Origin of the sequence: Caulobacter vibrioides (genome assembly GCF_002858865.1) — a bacterium.
In the GTDB taxonomy this organism is placed as follows: Bacteria; Pseudomonadota; Alphaproteobacteria; order Caulobacterales; family Caulobacteraceae; genus Caulobacter; species Caulobacter vibrioides.
The window spans coordinates 334,721-354,021 of the sequence record NZ_PJRR01000019.1; the positions used below are offsets into that span (position 1 = coordinate 334,721).

Consider the following 19,301-nt stretch of genomic DNA (forward strand, 5'->3'; position numbering starts at 1 on the left):
TCACGCGTGACCAAAGGCGGCGGCGGCGGCCTTGGCGGCTGGTTCCAGCCAGACCAGGGCCACAAGCACGATCGGGAACGAGAAGATCGCGGCGGCGAAGCCCACGGCCCGGGCCGAAGGCGACGGGGCGTCGACGGCGCCTGCGGCGTCGTCGAACCACATCGCCTTGATCAGGCGCAGGTAATAGAAGGCCGCGACCACAGAGCCGACCAGACCGATCACGGCGGCCCACTGCAGCATCACATCGCCGGAGCCCATGGCGGCCTTAAAGACGAAGTACTTCGCCCAGAAGCCCGAGAACGGCGGCAGCCCCAGGGCCGACAGCGAGAAGGCGGTCATGGCCAGGGCGATGCCGGGACGCTGTTTCACAAGGCCCGCCATGTCCTGGATCGTCTCCATCGGCTTGCCGTCGCGGTTCAGGGCCTGCAGGCAGGCGAAGAAGCCGGTGACGTCCACCATGTAGAGCGTCATGAAGATCAGCATCGACTGCAGGCCGACCTCGCCGCCTGCGGCGACGCCCAGCAGCGCGTAGCCGACATTAGCGATCGACGAATAGGCCCACAGGCGCTTGAGGTTGCTCTGCGCGAGACCCGCGAAGGCGCCGACGAACACCGACAGCAGAGCCGCGATCACCAGGATCTGGCGCCACTGCTCCTCGGACGCCGGGAAGGCGTCGCCCAGCACGCGGGCGAACATCATCATGGCGGCCAGCTTGGGCGCGGCGGAGAAGAAGCCGACGACCGGAGTCGGGGCGCCTTCATAGACGTCCGGGGTCCACATGTGGAACGGGGCGGCCGAGACCTTGAACGCCAGACCACAGATCACGAACACCAGGCCAAACAGCAGGCCCACGCCATGCGAACCGCCGTGTGCGGCCGCCAGGGCGATCTGGCTGAAGTGGGTCGAGCCGGTGAAGCCGTAGATCAGCGAGCTGCCGTACAGCAGCAGGCCCGACGACAGCGCGCCCAGCACAAAGTACTTCAGGCCCGCTTCCGACGACTTGGCGTCGTCACGGCGCATGGCGGCCAGGACGTACAGGGCCAGCGACTGCAGTTCGACACCGATGTAGAGGCTGATCAGGTCGCCGGCCGAGGCGGTGACGCCCATGCCAAGCGCGGCCAGGATCACCAGGACGGCGTACTCGAACTTCTGGTCGCCGCGCTGAGCCAGCCAGCGGTCACCAAGGACGACGGCCACGGCGCTCGACAGATAGATGGCCACCTTGGCGTAGGTCGCAGCCGCGTCGGCGACGTAAACGCCGCCGAAAGCAACGCCCTTGGGTCCCAGCACCGCCGTGGCGGCGGCGGCGATCAGCGACGCGACGGCCGCAAGGGTGAAGATGGCCCCGACCTTGCCTCGGAAGGCGCCGGCGACCAGCAGGACCAGCGCCGCGATCGCGAGAACGACCTCAGGCAGCACGAGCGAGAAGTTGGCGGAAAAGGTCATTGGCTCCTCACCCACCCACGGCGGCGCGCCAGGCGCCGACGAGCGCGTCGACAGACGTCGCGGTCAGGTTGAACACGAGATTGGGATAGATGCCCAGCACCAGGGTCGAGACGATCAGCGGGGCGAAGATCAGGATCTCGCGCTTGTCCAGATCGGTGATCGTGGCCAGTTGCGGGTTGGTGATCTCGCCGAACATCACGCGGCGATACAGGGTCAGAGCGTACATGGCCGACAGGATCACCCCCAGGGCCGACACGATCGCGGTCCAGGTCGAGGCCTTGTAGACGCCGGTCATCGTCAGGATTTCACCGACAAAGCCCGAGGTGCCCGGCAGGCCGACATTGCCCATGGTGAACAGCATGAACACCGCCGCATACATCGGCATCCGGTTGGTGAGGCCGCCGTAGAAGGCGATCTCGCGGGTGTGCATGCGGTCGTAGACCACGCCGACGCAGAGGAAGAGCGCGCCCGAGATGATCCCGTGGCTCAGCATCTGGAACAGAGCGCCCTGCTCGCCAGCCGCATTGCCCGAGAAGATACCCATGGTCACAAAGCCCATGTGGGCGACCGACGAATAGGCGATCAGCTTCTTGATGTCGGTCTGACGGAAGGCCACCAGCGAGGTGTAGACGATGGCGATGGCCGACAGCGCGAACACCAGGGGCTGGAACATCTCCGAGGCGTGCGGGAACATCGGCAGGCTGAAGCGCATGAAGCCGTAGCCACCCATCTTCAGCAGGATGCCCGCCAGGATCACCGAACCGGCCGTCGGCGCCTCGACGTGAGCGTCGGGCAGCCAAGTGTGGACCGGCCACATCGGCATCTTCACCGCGAACGAGGCGAAGAAGGCCAGCCAGAGCCAGGTCTGCAGCCACGGGGCGAACTTGAAGGTCATCAACTCGGGGATCGACGAGGTGCCCGAAATCCCGATCATCGCCAGGATCGCAGCCAGCATCAGCACCGAGCCGAGCAGGGTGTAGAGGAAGAACTTGTAGGCCGCGTAGATCCGGCGCTTGCCGCCCCAGATGCCGATGATCAGGAACATCGGAACCAGGCCGCCCTCGAAGAAGAGGTAGAACAGCACGATGTCCAGCGCGCAGAAGACGCCGATCACCAGGGTCTCGAGCACGAGGAAGGCGATCAGGTATTCGACAACGCGCTTCTCGACCGACTTCCAGCTGGCCACGATACAGATCGGCAGCAGGAACGCGGTCAGCAGGACGAACAGCACCGAGATGCCGTCCACGCCCATCCGGTAGTGCAGGCCCGCGAACCAGGCGATGTCTTCCACGAACTGGAAGCCCGGGTTCTTCGGGTCGAACTGGACGGTGAGAACGATCGACAGGCCGAACGTGACCAGCGTGGTCACGAGCGCGATCCACTTGGCCAGGGTGTCGGTCTTTTCCCCGGCGCCATGCAGGGCGCGCGCGGCGAGGATCACCGCGACGCCGGCCAGGGGCGCGAAGGTCGTAAGGCTGAGAAGGCCGCTCATGAGCTCCGTCCCCCTCAACGGAATGCGTACAAGGCGAAGGTCAGCAGGCCGGCGACGCCGAGCAGCATGACAAACGCGTAGTGGTAGAGATAGCCGGTCTGCAGCTTGCCGGTGCGCTTGCCGACCTCATACGAGACCGCGCTCACGCCATCGGGGCCCAGGCCGTCGATGATCTTCTGGTCGCCGCCCTTCCAGAACAGGTCGCCGAGGAACTTGGCGAAGCGCACGAACGTCGCCTCATAGAGCTCGTCGAAGAACCACTTGTTGTAGAAGAAGACGTACAGCGGACCCTTGCGCTCGGCCAGCTTCAGGCCCAGGCGCTCGTTGCCCTTGATCAGATAGACGTACACCGCGATCAGCAGCCCGATCAGCGAGGCGATCAGCGGGCTCCACTTCACCCACATGGCCACCTCGTGCGCCTCATGCAGCACGTGGTTGGTCGGGGCGGTGTAGATCGCGCCGCGCCAGAACTCTTCCTGGTGGTGACCCACGAAGTGGCCGACGAAGACGAAGCCGGCGGCGACAGCGCCAATCGATAGGACGACCAGCGGGAACAGCATCACCCACGGGCTTTCGTGCGGCTTGTGGTCGTGACCATGGCCGTGGTCGTCATGACCGTGGGCGTCGTGGGCATGGTCATCATGACCGTGCGCCGCATGGGCGTGATCGTCGTGACCATGGGCGTCATGACCCCAACGCGCCGTGCCGTTGAAGGTGAAGAACGCCAAGCGCCAGGAGTAGAACGAGGTCAGACCCGCGACGAGCACGCCGATCACCCAGGCGAACATGGCGAGCGCGTTGTGGCCGCCCGCAGCGAACGCCGCCTCGATGATGGTGTCCTTCGAGTAGAAGCCTGCGAAGCCCAGGTGCAGCGGCGGGAAGCCAAGGCCCGTGATGGCGATCGTGCCGATCGTCATGGCGATGAAGGTCACCGGCAGCAACTTGGCCAGGGCGCCGTAGCGACGCATGTCCTGCTCGTGGTGCATGCCGTGGATCACCGAACCGGCGCCCAGGAACAGCAGGGCCTTGAAGAAGGCGTGCGTGAACAGGTGGAACATGGCCGCCTGGTAGGCGCCGACGCCGGCCGCGAAGAACATGTAGCCCAACTGCGAGCAGGTCGAGTAGGCGATGACGCGCTTGATGTCGTTCTGGGTCAGACCGACCGTGGCGGCGAACAGGGCCGTCACCGCGCCGATGACCGTGACGATGTTCTTGGCCACGGGGGCGTATTCGAACATCGGCGACAGCAGGCACAGCATGTAGACGCCGGCGGTCACCATGGTGGCCGCGTGGATCAGGGCCGACACCGGGGTCGGGCCTTCCATGGCGTCCGGCAGCCAGGTGTGCAGGAAGAACTGCGCCGACTTGCCCATCGCGCCGATGAACAGCAGGAAGCAGGCGATATCCATCAGCGGCCACAGGTGGCCGGCGAATTCCCAGGTCTTGCCGGCGCTGGCCTGGATCAGCGGGAACAGTTCAGCGAACTCGATGGTGCCGAACGCCCAGTAGGTGGTCATGATCCCGAGGGCGAAACCGAAGTCGCCGACGCGGTTCACGACAAAGGCCTTGATGGCGGCGGCGCTGGCCGAGGGCTTCTTGAACCAGAAGCCGATCAGCAGATACGAGGCCAGACCCACGCCTTCCCAGCCGAAGAACAGCTGCATGAAGTCGGCGGCGGTGACCAGCGACAGCATGGCGAAGGTGAACAGCGACAGGTACGCGAAGAAGCGCGGCTTGCTGTCATCCTCGGCCATGTAGCCCCAGGAATAGATGTGCACGAGGGCCGACACCGTCGTGACCACGATCAGCATGGTCGCCGAGAGGGCGTCGATCCGGATCGACCAGTTGGCCTGGAAGTCGCCGATATGGATGAACGGCAACAGCTGGACCGTGAAGGCTTCCATGTGCCCCCAGGTCCACTGGCTGAACGTGTACCAGGACAGAGCGCATGACAGGATCAGCGCGCCGGTCGTGACCGACTGCGAGGCCACGTTGCCGATGCGGCGCCCGAACAGGCCGGCGATCGCCGCAGCGATGATCGGCGCGAAAACGAGAATGGTGACAAGCGTCTGCATGACGTCGCTTAGCCCTTCATCATGCTGGCGTCGTCAACCGCGATGTCGCCGCGGTTGCGGAAGAAGGTGACGAGGATCGCCAGACCCACGGCCGCCTCGGCGGCGGCGACGGCCAGAACGAACATCGCGAAGATCTGGCCCGCCACGTCGTGCAGATAGGCCGAGAACGCCACGAGGTTGATGTTCACCGCCAGAAGGATCAGTTCGATCGACATCAGGATGACGATGACGTTCTTGCGGTTCACGAAGATGCCGAAGACGCCGATCGTGAAAAGGATCGCGGCGACGACGAGATAGTGCGGCAGGCCGATCATTCGGAGATCCCCTCACCCGGCTTGATCTGAACCAGCTCCATGCCGGTCTTGGGCGTACGGGCGACCTGCTTGCCGATGTCCTGGCGCTTGACGCCCGGCTTGTGGCGCAGGGTCAGGACGATGGCGCCGATCATGGCGACCAGCAGCACCAGGCCCGCCAGTTGGAAGAAGAAGACATAGTCGGTGTAGAGCACGCGACCGATCGCTTCGGTGTTGGGCACGCCGCCCGGCGAAGCGTTCGGCAGGGGGTTCTTGGCGGCGGCGCCGTTCGTGGCCACGGCCGCGACGACCATCACCATCTCGATGGCGATCACCAGGGCGATCAAGCCGCCAAACGGCAGATACTGCACGAAGCCTTGGCGAAGCTCGGCGAAGTCCACGTCCAGCATCATGACGACGAAGAGGAACAGCACCGCGACCGCGCCGACATAGACGACGACCAGCAGCATCGCCAGGAACTCCGCGCCCAGCAGGACGAAGAGGCCGGCGGCCGAGAAGAAGGCGGTGATCAGGAAGAGCACCGAGTGCACCGGGTTGCGCGCCGACACGACGAGGAGACCCGCCGCTATGGTCACGAAAGCCAGTAGATAAAATGCGATCGCCTGCACGGGCATTGGCCCTGGGCTCCCCTGAAATCTTAAGTCCAACAACGGCGCGCCGCGTGACGCACCGCCTACCCCGGATTCGGCCCCGTCTTTAGCGGTAGGGCGCGTCCAACTCCAGATTCTTCGCGATCAGGCGTTCCCAACGGTCGCCGTTATCGAGAAGGCGTTCCTTGTCGTAGTAGAGCTCTTCGCGGGTCTCGGTCGCGAACTCGGTGTTCGGGCCCTCGACGATCGCGTCCACCGGGCAGGCCTCTTGGCACAGGCCGCAGTAGATGCACTTGACCATGTCGATGTCGTAGCGGGTCGTGCGGCGGCTGCCGTCCTCGCGCGGTTCGGCCTCGATGGTGATCGCCTGCGCCGGGCAGATGGCCTCGCAGAGCTTGCAGGCGATGCAACGCTCCTCACCCGACGGATAGCGGCGCAGGGCGTGCTCGCCGCGGAAGCGGGGCGACTGCGGATTGCGCTCGTTCGGATAGATCACGGTCTTCTTCGGCGCGACCATGTACTTCATGGCTAGGCCGAACGCGCCCGCGAAGTCCAGAAGGGCCGCGCCCTTGACCGCCTGAGTGATGCGCTGGAACACCAGAGCTCTCCTAACACTTTTCCTTGGGGAGGGGACGGACGTCCCTACCCTGCTCTTTTTGCTGCCGCCGCAACGTCTGCTCGAGGACACACTTTTTGGTCTTGTCGTCAGCCTTGCGGCGCGCCTCGACCTTGTCCTCCAGCGTCCGCTCAGGCGGCCGCGGAATGCTTTCGCCCCAGGTCGAGCACCCAGCCAGGAGGCTGATCGCCACGATCCCCAGAACGCCCTGCCTCATGTCCCGGTCCGGGGAATGACGCAGGTGTAGTTCGATAGCTGGACAGGGTCTCCCCCGTCCTGCTTGGCCCGGATGGTTCCACCCGAGGCCTTGCACTTGTCGCCCTCGCGCCGGAGATCGTCATAGCTGACGACGCCGTCGCCGAGGGAATAGGACCGATCCGGGGCCGAGACCGCTTGGCACGCCGCCAGGGCGGCGCCGGCCAGGCTCAAGGCCAGGATCGCGGTCCGGCGCATCAGGCCGCCGGACCGAACACACGCCAGGCTGCGACCGCAGCGACCAGCACCAGCGACGTCGGCAGGAACACCTTCCAGCCCAGGCGCATCAGTTGGTCGTAGCGGTAGCGAGGCACGATGGCCTTCGCCATGGCGAACATGAAGAACCAGAAACAGATCTTGGCGTAGAAAACCAAGGCCAGGAAAAGATTGGCCGCGAACGGGTGCCAGCTGCTGAGGAAATCAGTGGGGAACCCAGGGTTCCAGCCGCCGAAGAACAGGACGCTGATCATCGCGCACATCAGAACGATGTTCGAATATTCGGCGACCATGAACAGCAAGTACGGCGTGGAGCTGTACTCGACCTGATAACCGGCCACGAGTTCGGATTCAGCTTCCGGCAGGTCGAAGGGCGGGCGGTTCGTCTCGGCCAGGGCCGAGATGTAGAACATGCCCATGGCCACCACCATGACCGGCAGCAGGACGAGGTTGTTCAGCCCACCGCCGAAGACGTTCCAGTTCCAGATCCAGCCCGACTGCTTCTCGACGATGGTCGACAGGTTCATCGAACCGGCCAGCAGGATCACCGTGATGATGATCAGGCCGATCGACACCTCGTACGACACCATCTGCGCCGCCGAGCGCAGGGCGCCCAGGAACGGATACTTCGAGTTCGAAGCCCAGCCGCCCATGATGATGCCGTAGACGCCCAGCGAGCTCATCGCCAGCAGGTAGAGAATGCCGACATTGAGGTTCGAGACCACCCAGCCCGGCGCGAACGGCACCACGGCCCAGCCGACGAAGGCCAGGATCAGGCTGATCAGCGGCGCCAGGATGAACACGACCTTGTCGGCGCCGGCCGGGATCACGATCTCCTTCAGCACGAACTTGAAGAAGTCGGCGAAGGACTGCAGCAGGCCGAACGGACCCACCACGTTCGGGCCCTTGCGCATCTGAACACCGGCCCAGATCTTGCGGTCGGCCAGCAGCAGGAACGCCAGGCTCAGCAGCACCCAGATCACGACCAGCAGGATCCCGCCGGTGGTCAGCAGGGTCCAGGAGACGGCGGGGTTGGCGAAGAACGCTTGCATCGGCCTACTCCGCCGCGATCTTGGCGGCGCCCGAGGCCACGGCCGCGCACTCGGCCATGGTCACGCTGGCGCGCGCGATGGGGTTGGTCAGGTGGAAGGCCTTGACCGGGCTTTCGAACGGCGCGTCCGAGACCTCACCGTCAACGCCCAGGGCGCCGACATCGAACACCGTGGCCACCGAGCCCGGCGCGTAGTCGATCTGACCGAAGGTCGGGTGATCGGCGAAAAGCTTGGCGCGCAGTTGGTCCAGGCTGTCGTACGGCAGCTTGTGGCCCAGAACTTCGGACAGCGCCCGCAGGATCGACCAGTCTTCCTTGGCCTCGCCCTTCGGGAACACCGCGCGGCGGCCCATCTGGACGCGCCCTTCCATGTTCACATAGAGGCCGTTCTTCTCGGTATAGGCCGCGCCGGGCAGGATCACGTCAGCCTTGTGCGCGCCGTTATCGCCGTGGGTGCCGAGATAGATCTTGAAGGCGTCCGAGGCGGCGGTTTCGCACTCGTCAGCGCCCAGCAGGAACAGCACATCCAGCGCGCCCGGCTTCAGCATGTCGGCCGTCGACAGACCGCCTTCAGCCGGGACGAAGCCCATGTCGAGGCCGGCCACGCGGGCGGCGGCGGTGTGCAGCACGTTCCAGCCGTTCCAGCCCTCGCGGACGACCTTCATCGACTTGGCCAGGCCCGCGGCGGCCTTGAGGATCGCCGCGCCATCGGCGCGCGCCAGAGCGCCCTGACCGATGATGATCGCCGGACGTTCGGCGGCCTTGAGGGCGGCGACAAAGTCGTTCTTGCTCTTGGCCAGGCCCGAGAGGGTCTTGGCGCCGGCGCCGAGATAATCGTAGTCGAACGTCAGATCGGCTTGCTCGCCGATCACGCCGAAACGGGTCTTGCCGGCGATCCACTGCTTGCGGAAGCGGGCGTTGAGCACCGGGGCCTCAAGACGCGGATTGGCGCCGACGAACAGCACCACATCGGCGTTCTCGACGCCCGCGATCGTCGAGTTGAAGAGCCAGCCTTCGCGCGGACCCGCGCCCAGGGCCGAACCGTCCTGGCGGCTGTCGAGGTTCTTCACGCCCAGGGCGGTGAAGAGGTCCTTGGTCGCCTTCAGGCTTTCGGCGTCCTGCAGGTCGCCGGCGATCACGCCCACGCGCTCCGGCGCGGTCGACTTGACCTTGGCGGCGATGGCCGCAAAGGCCTCGGCCCAGGTTGCGGGCTTCAGCTTGCCGCCGACGCGAACATAGGGACGGTCAAGACGCTGACGGCCCAGGCCGTCGACCGCGTAGCGGGTCTTGTCCGAGATCCATTCCTCGTTGACCTCGTCGTTGATGCGCGGAAGCACGCGCAGAACGGCGGCGCTGCGCGCGTCGACGCGGATCGAAGAGCCCAGGGCGTCCATAACGTCGACGCTCTCGGTCTTCTTCAGTTCCCACGGACGGGCTTCGAAGGCGTAGGGCTTGGAGGTCAGGGCGCCGACCGGGCACAGGTCAATCACGTTGGCGCTGAGCTCCGACGTCACCGCCGCGCCCAGATAGGTCGTGATTTCAACGTCTTCGCCGCGCGAGATCAGGCCGATTTCCGGCGAGCCGGCGACCTCGGTGATGAAGCGGACGCAGCGCGTGCACTGGATGCAGCGCGTCATCACGGTCTTGATCAGCGGGCCCATCGACTTTTCTTCGACGGCGCGCTTGTTCTCTTCATAGCGGCTGTCGTCACGGCCGTAACCGACGGCCTGGTCCTGAAGGTCGCATTCGCCGCCCTGGTCGCAGATCGGGCAGTCCAGCGGGTGGTTGATGAGCAGGAACTCCATCACCCCTTCGCGGGCCTTCTTGACCATCGGAGTCTTGGTGAAGATCTCCTGACCTTCGGCGGCCGGCAGGGCGCACGAGGCCTGCGGCTTCGGCGGGCCGGGCTTCACCTCAACCAGGCACATCCGGCAGTTGCCGGCGATGGACAGACGTTCGTGATAGCAGAAGCGCGGGATCTCTTCCCCGGCCAGCTCCGCGACCTGCAGAACCGTCATGCCGGGTTCGAACTCGACCTCGACGCCATTGACCTTGGCGATTGCCATTCTTGTTACTCCGCCGCGATCAGCTTGGCGCCCTGCACGTGCAGGCGACCGCTACGATAGGAAGCGATCCGCTCCTCCACCTCGTGGCGGAAGTGGCGGAACAGACCCTGGATCGGCCAGGCGGCCGCGTCGCCCAGGGCGCAGATGGTGTGACCCTCGACCTGGGTCGTGACGTCCAGCAGCGTGTCGATCTCTTTGGGATCGGCCTCGCCGGTGACCATGCGCTCCATGACGCGCCACATCCAGCCGGTGCCTTCACGGCACGGCGTGCACTGGCCGCAGCTCTCGTGCTTGTAGAAGTACGACAGGCGGGCGATGGCGCGAACAAGGTCGGTGTCCTTGTCCATGACGATGACCGCAGCCGTGCCCAGGCCCGACTTCAGGTTCCGCAGGGCGTCGAAGTCCATCGGCAGGTCTTCGCACTGCTCGGCGGGGATCATCGGCACCGACGAGCCGCCCGGAATGACGGCCTTAAGGTTGCCCCAGCCGCCCCGGATGCCGCCGCAGTGGTCCTCGACCAGCTGGCGGAATGGGATGCTCATCGCCTCTTCGACGTTGCAGGGCAGGTTCACATGGCCCGAGACGCAGAAGAGCTTGGTGCCGGCGTTGTTCGGACGGCCAAAGCCCGCGAACCAGGCCGCGCCGCGACGCAGGATCGTGCCCGCGACGGCGATGCTCTCGACGTTGTTGACCGTGGTCGGCATGCCGTAGAGGCCCGCGCCGGCCGGGAACGGCGGCTTCAGGCGCGGCTGGCCCTTCTTGCCTTCCAGGCTTTCCAGCAGGGCCGTCTCTTCGCCGCAGATATAGGCGCCGGCGCCGTGGTGGACGTAGATATCGAAGTCCCAGCCGTGGACATTGTTCTTACCGACCAGCTTGGCCTCGTAGGCCTGCTTGATCGCCGCTTCCAGACGCTCGCGCTCGAAGACGTACTCGCCGCGGATGTAGATGTAGCAGGCGTGGGCCAGCATGGCGCGCGAGGCGATCAGGCAGCCCTCGATCAGGAGGTGCGGGTCATGCCGCATGATCTCCCGGTCCTTGCAGGTGCCCGGCTCGGACTCATCGGCGTTGACCACCAGGTAGTGAGGACGACCTTCCTTCACTTCCTTGGGCATGAACGACCACTTCAGGCCGGTCGAGAAACCCGCGCCGCCCCGACCGCGCAGGCCGGAGTTCTTCATGTTCTCGATGATCCAGTCGCGCCCGGCGTCCAGGATGTCCTTGGTGCCATTCCAGCAGCCGCGCTTCTTCGCGCCCTCGAGGCCCCAATCGTGGAGACCGTAGAGGTTCGTGAAGATGCGGTCCTTGTCTTCGAGGATACCGACCATGACTCAGCTTTGCGGATCGAATGGATGGGCGCGCACATAGCGCGTCCGACGAATGATGACATAGGCGAAAAGCGACCAACCCGCGCCAATGATGGCGAGGCCGGCCACGACCGCCCAGAACGGCGCGCCTTCGACGCTGCGTCCCCAGATCAGGAGGACCGCCCCGAGCAGGCAGGCGACGAAACCGACACTGCGTTCGCGGCGATGCAGACCCCGGATGGTGTCTACATACGCCGCCTTGCGCATGTTGAGGTCGCTGTCGTCGATCATGACGAGGCGCCCTCCCCCTTGGTCGCACGCATCCAGCCCAGGATGAACCAGATGTGCGAGCCCAGGCCCGCGACGATGGCGCCCAGAAAGACCAGCCGCAGCCAGTCGATCCGCAGCGACACCGCGCCGTAGATCGCGACGCCGGCCAGCACGAAGCACACCGCGTTGATGCCGAGCATCACGGTGAGGCGCTTCTTCTGGAGGGCGGCGTCAGCGGTCATGTTAGGCGGCAGGCTCCGACTTCGGGGCCTTCTTCGGCTTTTCGGGCAGGTTCGGGATCTTGATCTTCTTGGCGTACGAACCGTCGTAGAGCTTCGGATCGGTCAGGGTGTGGATCGCGCCCTTCGGCTCCGAAGCGCCACGGCCTTCATAGCTGCCCGGCTTCGGCGCCTTGCCGGCGGCGAAGTCGTCGAGGATCTTGGCCAGGCTCTCCGGCGTCAGGTCCTCGTAGTAGTAGTCGTTGATCGCGGCCATCGGCGCGTTGCAGCAGGCGCCCAGGCACTCGACCTCTTCCCAGCTGAACTTGCCGTCAGCCGAGACGTGGTGGGCCGGACCGATCTTGTCTTCCAGCACCTTGCGCAGGTCGAGCGCGCCGCGCAGTTGGCACGGCGTGGTGCCGCACAGCTGCACGAAAGCGACCTTGCCGACCGGCTGCAGCTGGAACATCACGTAGAAGGTCGCGACCTCCAGCACGCGGATGACCGGCATCTCGAGTTGCTTGGCGATCTCTTGGATCGCCGGCTCGGAGATCCAGCCCTCTTGCTTCTGGGCCAGCCACAGCATGGGGATCACCGCCGACTGCTTACGCTCAGCGGGATACTTGGCTTTCCACCAATCGGCCTTGGCTTGGCTGTCCTTCGAGAAGGCGAAGCTGGCGGGCTGTTCTTTAGCGAGACGACGAACGCTCATCGGGCGAAATCCACGCGGGCGATCTTGTCGCCCTTGAAGGTGTAGATGGCGGCGACCTGGAACGGCGCATCGCCGTTGCCGCGGTCGACATGCTCGTGGTCGATCACATTGGATCCGACCACGATGCGGTTCAGCAGCTTCGCCTGGTTCTTGGGAAACTCGGCGAAGGTCTTGGCGTAAAAGGCGCGATAGGCCTCGATGCCCGTGCGCGCGACATCACCGTTCAGCCCCGCGACGACCACGTCGTCGGTGAAGTGGACGCAATGGGCGTCCAGATCCTGGGCGTTATAGGCGTCGAGCTGCGCTTGGGCGATATCGGCCAGGCTCACCGGTCGATCTCCCCGAACACGATGTCCAGCGAGCCCAGGATGGCCGAGACGTCGGCCAGCTGGTGGCCGCGGTTCATCCAGTCCATGGCCGCCAGGTGCGGGAAGCCCGGCGCGCGGATCTTGCAGCGATAGGGCTTGTTCGTCCCGTCCGAGACCACGAACACGCCAAACTCGCCCTTCGGCGCCTCGACGCAGGCGTAGACCTCGCCGGCAGGCGTCTTGAAGCCCTCGGTATAGAGCTTGAAGTGGTGGATGAGCGCTTCCATCGAGCGCTTCATCTCGGCGCGACGCGGCGGGGCGACCTTGTTGTCTTCCGACAGCACGGGGCCGTGCGTCTTGCGCAGCATCTCGCAAGCCTGGCGAATGATCTTGGTCGACTCGCGCATCTCCTGCATGCGGCAGAGATAGCGATCGTAGCAGTCGCCGTTCTTGCCCAGCGGGATGTCGAACTCAAAATCGTTGTAGTTTTCGTAGGGCTGGTTGCGGCGCAGATCCCAGGCGATGCCCGAACCGCGCACCATCACGCCCGAGAAACCCCAGCTGATCGCCTCATCCTTGCTCACCACGCCGATGTCGACGTTGCGCTGTTTGAAGATGCGGTTGTCGGTGATCAGGCCTTCGATGTCGTCGCAGATCTTCGGGAAGGCCTTGGCCCAGGTGTCGATGTCCTCGACCAGCTCCGGCGGCAGGTCCTGGTGGACGCCGCCCGGACGGAAGTAGTTGGAGTGCAGGCGAGCGCCGCAAGCGCGCTCGTAGAACACCATCAGCTTCTCGCGTTCCTCGAAGCCCCAGAGCGGCGGCGTCAGGGCGCCGACGTCCATGGCCTGGGTCGTCACGTTCAGCAGGTGGTTCAGGATCCGGCCGATTTCCGAGTACAGCACGCGGATGATCTGGCCACGGATCGGCACCTCGACGCCGAGCAGCTTCTCGATGGCCAGGCAGAAGGCGTGTTCCTGGTTCATCGGCGCCACGTAATCGAGGCGGTCGAAGTACGGAATGTTCTGCAGATAGGTCCGCGCTTCCATCAGCTTCTCGGTGCCGCGATGCAGCAGGCCGATGTGCGGATCGACGCGTTCGACGATTTCGCCATCCAGCTCCAGCACCAGACGCAACACGCCGTGCGCGGCCGGGTGCTGCGGGCCGAAGTTGATGTTGAACTTGCGAACAGGCGTCTCCGGAATGGCCGGAACCACGGGTTCGTCTTGGACAGGTTCAGTCGCCGCGACGGGCGAAGGCGTTCCGGTCATGACTATGGACCTTCGTTACGCTGTTCGATGCTGAGCGACACGATCAGTCCCGCAATCAGCAAGACCACGCCCAGCAAGGTGATGATGGTGGTCGCGACGTCCCAGCTTTGGGAAATCGCGGCCTGAGACAATGGCAAGGCCAGCAAAACCGAGGCGGCCCCCAGCAGCGCGCTGCGCAGCTCGGCCACTTCCATCCGCCGGATGCTGGCCCCGATCGCCAGCGTGATCACCGAGATCATGATCGCGACGCCCAGCGACTTGTTCTGATCCGCCGAGATCGTCGGCGCCTTCGTGAACCACCCCGTCAGCCGCATTCCGATGGTCATCAGAAACGCGGTCGAAAAGGCGACCAAAAAGAACGCTGTGGCGGAACGGAACGAAGGCCGTCGCAAACCCATGAGTCGGCATCCCCTTGCTCGCTATTGCGCCTTCTCGTCACCGGGGAGCGCATACTTGGCGCCTTCCCAGGGCGAGAGGAAATCGAACGCACGGAACTCGGTAATCTTCACAGGTTCATAGACGACACGCTTGAGCTCATCGTCGTAGCGCACTTCCACATAGCCCGTCATCGGGAAGTCTTTCCGAAGCGGGTGACCGTGGAAGCCATAGTCGGTCAGGATTCGACGCAGGTCCGGGTGACCGTCGAAGAAAATGCCGTACATGTCGAACGCTTCGCGCTCGAACCAGTCCGCCACCGGGAACACCGGCGTGACGCTGGGAACCGGCGTATCCTCATCGGTCGAGACCTTGAGGCGGATCCGATGGTTCTTCACCAGCGACAGCAGGTGATAGACCACGTCAAAACGCGCGGCGCGCTCGGGATAGTCGACGCCCGTGAGGTCGATCAACTGGTGGAAGCGGCAGGCCGCGTCGTCACGCAGGAAGGTCAGGGTGTCGATGACCGAAGCCGCGCGCGCGACGATGGTCAGCTCACCGAATGCGACAGAATGTCCCAGGACGCCCGGCGCACGGGCGACGATGTCCTGACCAAGCAGTTCCAGGGCTTCGCTCATCGCTCGATCGTCCCCGTCCGGCGAATCTTCTTTTGCAGTTGCAGCACGCCATAGACGAGCGCTTCGGCGGTCGGCGGGCAGCCCGGCACATAGATGTCGACCGGCACGACCCGGTCACAGCCGCGCACGACGCTGTAGCTGTAATAGTAGTAGCCGCCACCGTTGGCGCAGCTGCCCATCGAGATCACGTAACGCGGCTCGGGCATCTGGTCGTAGACCTTGCGCAGAGCCGGGGCCATCTTGTTGGTCAGCGTGCCGGCGACGATCATCACGTCCGACTGACGCGGGCTGGCGCGCGGTGCGAAGCCATAACGCTCGAGATCGTAGCGCGGCATCGAAGCCTGCATCATCTCGACGGCGCAGCAGGCTAGGCCGAACGTCATCCACATCAGCGAGCCGGTGCGGGCCCAGGTGATCAGGTCGTCGGCGGCGGCGGTGATGAAGCCCTTGTCCGCCAGTTGCTGCGAAACGCCGTCAAAGAACGGGTCGTGCAGCTTCGGGTCATAGCCCTCGACCGTCGAGCGACCGGCCGACAGCGCCGGAACCGGGGACGAATTGCCGGGAACGATCACTCCCATTCGAGGGCGCCCTTCTTCCATTCATAGATGAAGCCGACGGTCAGGACGCCCAGGAAGGTCATCATCGACCAGAAGGCGAACTGCGCCACGTCTTGCGGCAGCTTCATCAAGGTGACCGCCCAGGGGAACAGGAACGCGACTTCCAGGTCGAAGATGATGAAGAGGATCGACACCAGGTAGAACCGGACGTCGAACTTCATGCGCGCGTCGTCGAAGGCGTTGAAGCCGCACTCATAGGCGGACAGCTTTTCCGGGTCCGGCGCCTTGGGCGCGAGCACCGCGGCGGCGAGCAGGAAGACGATACCGATGGCCGCCGCGATCCCGAGAAAGATCACGATCGGCAGGTACTGGAGGAGGAAGGCGGTCATGACAGCCCTTGGCTTGAATCGAGCGGGTTGTAGCCCACTGTCGCGAGCGCTTCAAACACCCGGCGCACATTGAGAAACGTTCGCAACGAGAGACGTTTTGTCGGTTCTTCGAGATGGCCGTTGACACGAGTCTTCACCCGACATATCAGACGCGCCTCGCCGATTGGCGGGTCGCACTTTCGCCTCGGCGAAGGGGTATGCGGATGTAGCTCAGTTGGTTAGAGCGCCGGCCTGTCACGCCGGAGGTCGCGGGTTCGAGCCCCGTCATTCGCGCCACCCTTTCAGAGGTGATACGCTTCCCTCCTCGGTCACGGACGACCGTCGCGCCCTGGCGCACGACGCGGATGTAGCTCAGTTGGTTAGAGCGCCGGCCTGTCACGCCGGAGGTCGCGGGTTCGAGCCCCGTCATTCGCGCCACCGTCCATCTCCCTGGAAATCATGAAGTTACACAGTGGAAGCTTGTGTCTGTCGCTGCATGCGCCATCTAGCGGACATGACCAGCGCCGCTCTTCCGCCCATTTCAGTTCTTGACCTTGCGCCCGTTCCGCAAGGCTCCAGTGTCGGGCAGGCGCTGAGAAACAGCATCGATCTGGCGCAACATGCTGAAACGCTCGGGTTTCACCGCTACTGGCTCGCCGAGCACCACAACATGCCGGGAATCGCCAGCGCGGCGACGGCCGTGGTCATCGGTCAGATCGCGGCCGCGACGACAACGATTCGGGTCGGCTCAGGCGGCGTCATGCTGCCAAACCATGCACCACTGATGGTGGCCGAGCAGTTTGGCACCCTGAACGCGCTCTATCCTGGACGCATTGATCTAGGCCTGGGCCGCGCGCCAGGTACGGATCAAGCGACGATGCGGGCCTTGCGACGCTATGCTGGCGCGGTCGATTCGTTCGCTCAGGACGTTGTTGAGCTGCAGCACTGGTTCAAGCCGGCGAGCGTGGATCATAGCGTGCGCGCCGTCCCGGGCGAGAGCCAGGACGTTCCCATCTGGATTCTGGGCTCCTCGACCTGGGGCGCGCAGCTGGCGGCGGCGCTGGGCCTGCCCTACGCCTTCGCCGCGCACTTTGCGCCGGACGCCCTGATCGAGGCCCTGACGCTGTACCGCCGCCATTTCAAGCCGTCGGAAAGCCTGGACCGCCCCTACGCCATGGTCTGCATCGGCGTTTGCGCCGCCGACACCGACGAGGAGGCCAAGCGGCTGTCGACCTCGACTCAGCAGCAGTTCCTGGCCTTGCGGCGTGGGCGTCCGGGCCTTCTGCCGCCGCCGGTGGACGATATTCGCGAGCACGCCTCACCGGGCGAGCTGGCGGGGCTGGATCACACGCTGCAGTACGCCGCAATCGGCTCGCCTGAGACGGTGAGGCGCAAGATCGACAGAGTGCTCGAACTGACAGGCGCGGACGAACTGATGGCCGCCGCCCAGATCCATGATCACGCGGCGCGCAGGCGCAGCTATGAGATCTTGGCGTCCTTGCGAGCCTAGTGGCCCGCGTGGGCCGAGGCGCTACTGAAGGCGCGTCGCCCCGTGAGCCGATCATAGATCAGGCAAAGCTCGGTAAAGACGGCATCCCAGCCATGCCGTTCGACCGCGCGGCGTCGCGCTGCCTCGCCCACAACCGTCACGTCACGCTCGAACAGGGCCTCGATGGCGTCGGCGAACGCTGCAGCCTCCGAGGCCACCGAAAGCTGCCCGACCGCTGCATCCACCGACTCGGCGACTCCGCCGGCGGACACGCCCACGACCGGTAGGCCGCAGGCCATGGCTTCCAGCACGATCAACCCGAAAGGTTCGTTGTCGTTGGCGTGAACAAAGGCGTCGCAACTGGCGAGGATGGACGCCAGTTCGACGGGATCGCGGACATAGTCGATGCAGAGCGTCCGGTCGCTGACCGGAGCGCCACCTCCCGCCCCGACAAACAAGAGCTTGTAGGGGTCACCCAACCGTTCGACGGCGGCGACCAACACATCGAGCTTCTTTTCCCTGGCGGGGCGGCCGGCAAAAACCAGAAGCCGATCCTTGGGCGAGAGGCCCAGCCGCCGCCTCAACCCGTCTCGATCCCCGCGCTCGGGATGGAAGATGGCCGTATCCACGCCGAGCGGCAGCCCGATCGCGTCGCGGACGCCTGCCTCGATCAGCCTTCCGGCGATGAAACGGCTGGGGGCCACGGCTTGATCGAACTGCCGATAGATCGCCGCCCAGCGCTTCTGTACGGGCTTCTCAGCCCAATCGCCGATATGCAGCGCGGCGAGCTTTCCAAGGTCGGTATGACAGAACCCGACCACCGGCACACCCAGCGCGTCGCCAGCGCGCAGCGCCGCGAGACCTGGCGTGTAGGGATCCCCCGCCTCGATGAGGTCGGGCTGTTGGCGGATCAGACGCTCCATCCATGTCTGTTTCACGACCGGCCAGCGGTAGCCCGCTCCAAACGGCAACGGCGCAGCGTAGATGGACACCTGCCCGCGTCCGTCATGGAAATCGCGCGCGCCGGGGACGACCAGCGTATGGCGAACATCGGGACGGTGTGAGGCCAGCCACGCGCGCTTCGAGGACAGATAGCGGCGCACACCGCCGCTGCGGGGCGCATAGAGCATCGTGGTATCGACAAGACGGACCGGTTCGTCGCCGGGCGATCGGGTCTCAGGCTGGAGACCAGGGCCAAGACTCTGGGCGGGTCTCGTGTCCGTCACGCCGAATCCTCATCGCTACTTTGGCCGCCTATTCGGCGCCAGATCGATAAAGCTTTTGCGACAGCTACGGTTCCTCGGCGCCACCAGAAGACTTTGGATGGACACCTCGACGCTTCGAGGCTTCCCGCAGCAACACCTCGACATGGGCGTTCACGCCTCGAAATTCGGAACACGCCAAGCGTTCGACGGCGGACAGAACCTCAGGGCGCTCAACGCGTTTCCGATCAGGTCAACAGCGCCCGCGACACCCGCCACGGCGATGCGGTCTGACCGCGCGAAACACTCGCTATCGATAGGGAGAATGGTGGGCAGTGAGGGGATCGAACCCCCGACCCTCTCGGTGTAAACGAGACGCTCTACCGCTGAGCTAACTGCCCTGTTGGGTGGGCGCTTCTATCCGCCCTCGCCTTCCGCGCAAAGCGGAAAACGAAAAGCGGGACGTCAAGC

General features: G+C 64.9%; 22 protein-coding genes and 3 tRNA genes. 3 read left to right on the forward strand and 22 right to left on the reverse strand.

Annotated elements, in window-relative coordinates:
- The 20 genes from nuoN to CVUC_RS15925 all read right to left on the reverse strand — a co-directional run bounded on the left by nuoN (position 1) and on the right by CVUC_RS15925 (position 16,160).
- Entirely contained in the window at positions 1–1,461 is a 1,461-nt protein-coding gene (gene nuoN, locus CVUC_RS15830) for an NADH-quinone oxidoreductase subunit NuoN (protein ID WP_164468133.1), read from the reverse strand.
- On the reverse strand, positions 1,454–2,956 hold the full coding sequence (locus CVUC_RS15835) for an NADH-quinone oxidoreductase subunit M (RefSeq protein WP_164468134.1): 1,503 nt from the start codon (positions 2,954–2,956) through the stop codon (positions 1,454–1,456). The genes nuoN and CVUC_RS15835 overlap by 8 nt, the downstream gene beginning before the upstream one ends.
- Positions 2,953–5,013, reverse strand: a complete 2,061-nt coding sequence (gene nuoL / locus CVUC_RS15840; RefSeq protein ID WP_096033405.1) for an NADH-quinone oxidoreductase subunit L — start codon at positions 5,011–5,013, stop codon at positions 2,953–2,955. Before nuoL ends, CVUC_RS15835 begins: the two co-directional genes overlap by 4 nt.
- Positions 5,014–5,021: 8 nt before the next feature.
- Complete coding sequence (gene nuoK / locus CVUC_RS15845) at positions 5,022–5,327, reverse strand: NADH-quinone oxidoreductase subunit NuoK (RefSeq protein WP_101685847.1); 306 nt, start codon at positions 5,325–5,327, stop codon at positions 5,022–5,024.
- Positions 5,324–5,941: an NADH-quinone oxidoreductase subunit J gene (locus CVUC_RS15850; protein WP_010919807.1), complete on the reverse strand. Its 618-nt coding sequence runs from the start codon at positions 5,939–5,941 to the stop codon at positions 5,324–5,326. Before CVUC_RS15850 ends, nuoK begins: the two co-directional genes overlap by 4 nt.
- Before the next feature lie 82 nt (positions 5,942–6,023).
- Complete coding sequence (gene nuoI / locus CVUC_RS15855) at positions 6,024–6,515, reverse strand: NADH-quinone oxidoreductase subunit NuoI (protein ID WP_010919808.1); 492 nt, start codon at positions 6,513–6,515, stop codon at positions 6,024–6,026.
- Between the two features lie 10 nt (positions 6,516–6,525).
- Positions 6,526–6,750, reverse strand: a complete 225-nt coding sequence (locus CVUC_RS15860; protein ID WP_010919809.1) for a hypothetical protein — start codon at positions 6,748–6,750, stop codon at positions 6,526–6,528.
- Positions 6,747–6,986, reverse strand: coding sequence for a hypothetical protein (locus CVUC_RS15865; RefSeq protein ID WP_010919810.1), 240 nt, complete (start codon positions 6,984–6,986; stop codon positions 6,747–6,749). Before CVUC_RS15865 ends, CVUC_RS15860 begins: the two co-directional genes overlap by 4 nt.
- The gene (nuoH, locus tag CVUC_RS15870; protein ID WP_010919811.1) at positions 6,986–8,056 is read right to left on the reverse strand and encodes an NADH-quinone oxidoreductase subunit NuoH; all 1,071 of its coding nucleotides are present in this window, start codon (positions 8,054–8,056) and stop codon (positions 6,986–6,988) included. The genes CVUC_RS15865 and nuoH overlap by 1 nt, the downstream gene beginning before the upstream one ends.
- A gap of 4 nt (positions 8,057–8,060) precedes the next feature.
- Positions 8,061–10,121, reverse strand: coding sequence for an NADH-quinone oxidoreductase subunit NuoG (gene nuoG / locus CVUC_RS15875; protein WP_096033406.1), 2,061 nt, complete (start codon positions 10,119–10,121; stop codon positions 8,061–8,063).
- A gap of 5 nt (positions 10,122–10,126) precedes the next feature.
- Positions 10,127–11,446 carry an NADH-quinone oxidoreductase subunit NuoF gene (gene nuoF / locus CVUC_RS15880; protein ID WP_096033407.1) on the reverse strand — a complete coding sequence of 440 codons (1,320 nt, stop codon included), beginning with the start codon at positions 11,444–11,446 and terminating at the stop codon, positions 10,127–10,129.
- A gap of 3 nt (positions 11,447–11,449) precedes the next feature.
- Complete coding sequence (locus tag CVUC_RS15885; protein ID WP_096033408.1) at positions 11,450–11,716, reverse strand: hypothetical protein; 267 nt, start codon at positions 11,714–11,716, stop codon at positions 11,450–11,452.
- Positions 11,713–11,937, reverse strand: coding sequence for a hypothetical protein (locus tag CVUC_RS15890; RefSeq protein WP_010919815.1), 225 nt, complete (start codon positions 11,935–11,937; stop codon positions 11,713–11,715). The genes CVUC_RS15885 and CVUC_RS15890 overlap by 4 nt, the downstream gene beginning before the upstream one ends.
- Before the next feature lies 1 nt (position 11,938).
- Positions 11,939–12,625 (reverse strand): NADH-quinone oxidoreductase subunit NuoE, encoded by a 687-nt coding sequence (nuoE, locus tag CVUC_RS15895; RefSeq protein WP_010919816.1) that lies wholly within the window; start codon positions 12,623–12,625, stop codon positions 11,939–11,941.
- Positions 12,622–12,954, reverse strand: a complete 333-nt coding sequence (locus CVUC_RS15900) for a nuclear transport factor 2 family protein (protein WP_010919817.1) — start codon at positions 12,952–12,954, stop codon at positions 12,622–12,624. The genes nuoE and CVUC_RS15900 overlap by 4 nt, the downstream gene beginning before the upstream one ends.
- Positions 12,951–14,201, reverse strand: coding sequence for an NADH-quinone oxidoreductase subunit D (locus CVUC_RS15905; RefSeq protein WP_096033409.1), 1,251 nt, complete (start codon positions 14,199–14,201; stop codon positions 12,951–12,953). Before CVUC_RS15905 ends, CVUC_RS15900 begins: the two co-directional genes overlap by 4 nt.
- Positions 14,202–14,203: 2 nt before the next feature.
- Entirely contained in the window at positions 14,204–14,599 is a 396-nt protein-coding gene (locus tag CVUC_RS15910) for a hypothetical protein (protein WP_010919819.1), read from the reverse strand.
- A gap of 21 nt (positions 14,600–14,620) precedes the next feature.
- Positions 14,621–15,214, reverse strand: a complete 594-nt coding sequence (locus CVUC_RS15915) for an NADH-quinone oxidoreductase subunit C (protein ID WP_010919820.1) — start codon at positions 15,212–15,214, stop codon at positions 14,621–14,623.
- Complete coding sequence (locus CVUC_RS15920; RefSeq protein ID WP_012640371.1) at positions 15,211–15,813, reverse strand: NuoB/complex I 20 kDa subunit family protein; 603 nt, start codon at positions 15,811–15,813, stop codon at positions 15,211–15,213. The genes CVUC_RS15915 and CVUC_RS15920 overlap by 4 nt, the downstream gene beginning before the upstream one ends.
- Complete coding sequence (locus CVUC_RS15925) at positions 15,783–16,160, reverse strand: NADH-quinone oxidoreductase subunit A (RefSeq protein WP_010919822.1); 378 nt, start codon at positions 16,158–16,160, stop codon at positions 15,783–15,785. The genes CVUC_RS15920 and CVUC_RS15925 overlap by 31 nt, the downstream gene beginning before the upstream one ends.
- A gap of 199 nt (positions 16,161–16,359) precedes the next feature.
- Between CVUC_RS15925 and CVUC_RS15930 the strand changes: the two genes are divergently transcribed.
- The 3 genes from CVUC_RS15930 (at position 16,360) to CVUC_RS15940 (ending at position 17,649) form a co-directional block, all read left to right on the forward strand.
- A tRNA-Asp gene (locus CVUC_RS15930) sits at positions 16,360–16,436 on the forward strand.
- 64 nt (positions 16,437–16,500) lie between these two features.
- A tRNA-Asp gene (locus CVUC_RS15935) sits at positions 16,501–16,577 on the forward strand.
- A 58-nt stretch (positions 16,578–16,635) separates the two neighbouring features.
- The gene (locus tag CVUC_RS15940; protein ID WP_096033410.1) at positions 16,636–17,649 is read left to right on the forward strand and encodes an LLM class flavin-dependent oxidoreductase; all 1,014 of its coding nucleotides are present in this window, start codon (positions 16,636–16,638) and stop codon (positions 17,647–17,649) included.
- Here CVUC_RS15940 and CVUC_RS15945 read toward each other — a convergent pair.
- Positions 17,646–18,854: a glycosyltransferase family 4 protein gene (locus CVUC_RS15945; protein WP_096033411.1), complete on the reverse strand. Its 1,209-nt coding sequence runs from the start codon at positions 18,852–18,854 to the stop codon at positions 17,646–17,648. The genes CVUC_RS15940 and CVUC_RS15945 overlap by 4 nt on opposite strands.
- Before the next feature lie 302 nt (positions 18,855–19,156).
- Positions 19,157–19,231, reverse strand: a tRNA-Val gene (locus tag CVUC_RS15950).
- Positions 19,232–19,301 lie beyond the last annotated feature (70 nt).

Bases quoted from the DNA above. Each gene is read 5' to 3' on its own strand.
- CVUC_RS15940 (WP_096033410.1), top strand. From the start codon at position 16,636: ATGCGCCATCTAGCGGACATGACCAGCGCCGCTCTTCCGCCCATTTCA.
- CVUC_RS15885 (WP_096033408.1), bottom strand. From the start codon at position 11,716: ATGATCGACGACAGCGACCTCAACATGCGCAAGGCGGCGTATGTAGAC.
- nuoG (WP_096033406.1), bottom strand. From the start codon at position 10,121: ATGGCAATCGCCAAGGTCAATGGCGTCGAGGTCGAGTTCGAACCCGGC.
- CVUC_RS15910 (WP_010919819.1), bottom strand. From the start codon at position 14,599: ATGGGTTTGCGACGGCCTTCGTTCCGTTCCGCCACAGCGTTCTTTTTG.
- CVUC_RS15865 (WP_010919810.1), bottom strand. From the start codon at position 6,986: ATGCGCCGGACCGCGATCCTGGCCTTGAGCCTGGCCGGCGCCGCCCTG.
- nuoF (WP_096033407.1), bottom strand. From the start codon at position 11,446: ATGGTCGGTATCCTCGAAGACAAGGACCGCATCTTCACGAACCTCTAC.
- nuoK (WP_101685847.1), bottom strand. From the start codon at position 5,327: ATGATCGGCCTGCCGCACTATCTCGTCGTCGCCGCGATCCTTTTCACG.
- CVUC_RS15890 (WP_010919815.1), bottom strand. From the start codon at position 11,937: ATGACCGCTGACGCCGCCCTCCAGAAGAAGCGCCTCACCGTGATGCTC.
- CVUC_RS15860 (WP_010919809.1), bottom strand. From the start codon at position 6,750: ATGAGGCAGGGCGTTCTGGGGATCGTGGCGATCAGCCTCCTGGCTGGG.
- CVUC_RS15925 (WP_010919822.1), bottom strand. From the start codon at position 16,160: ATGACCGCCTTCCTCCTCCAGTACCTGCCGATCGTGATCTTTCTCGGG.
- CVUC_RS15905 (WP_096033409.1), bottom strand. From the start codon at position 14,201: ATGACCGGAACGCCTTCGCCCGTCGCGGCGACTGAACCTGTCCAAGAC.
- CVUC_RS15920 (WP_012640371.1), bottom strand. From the start codon at position 15,813: ATGGAAGAAGGGCGCCCTCGAATGGGAGTGATCGTTCCCGGCAATTCG.
- nuoE (WP_010919816.1), bottom strand. From the start codon at position 12,625: ATGAGCGTTCGTCGTCTCGCTAAAGAACAGCCCGCCAGCTTCGCCTTC.
- CVUC_RS15915 (WP_010919820.1), bottom strand. From the start codon at position 15,214: ATGAGCGAAGCCCTGGAACTGCTTGGTCAGGACATCGTCGCCCGTGCG.
- nuoH (WP_010919811.1), bottom strand. From the start codon at position 8,056: ATGCAAGCGTTCTTCGCCAACCCCGCCGTCTCCTGGACCCTGCTGACC.
- nuoL (WP_096033405.1), bottom strand. From the start codon at position 5,013: ATGCAGACGCTTGTCACCATTCTCGTTTTCGCGCCGATCATCGCTGCG.
- CVUC_RS15850 (WP_010919807.1), bottom strand. From the start codon at position 5,941: ATGCCCGTGCAGGCGATCGCATTTTATCTACTGGCTTTCGTGACCATA.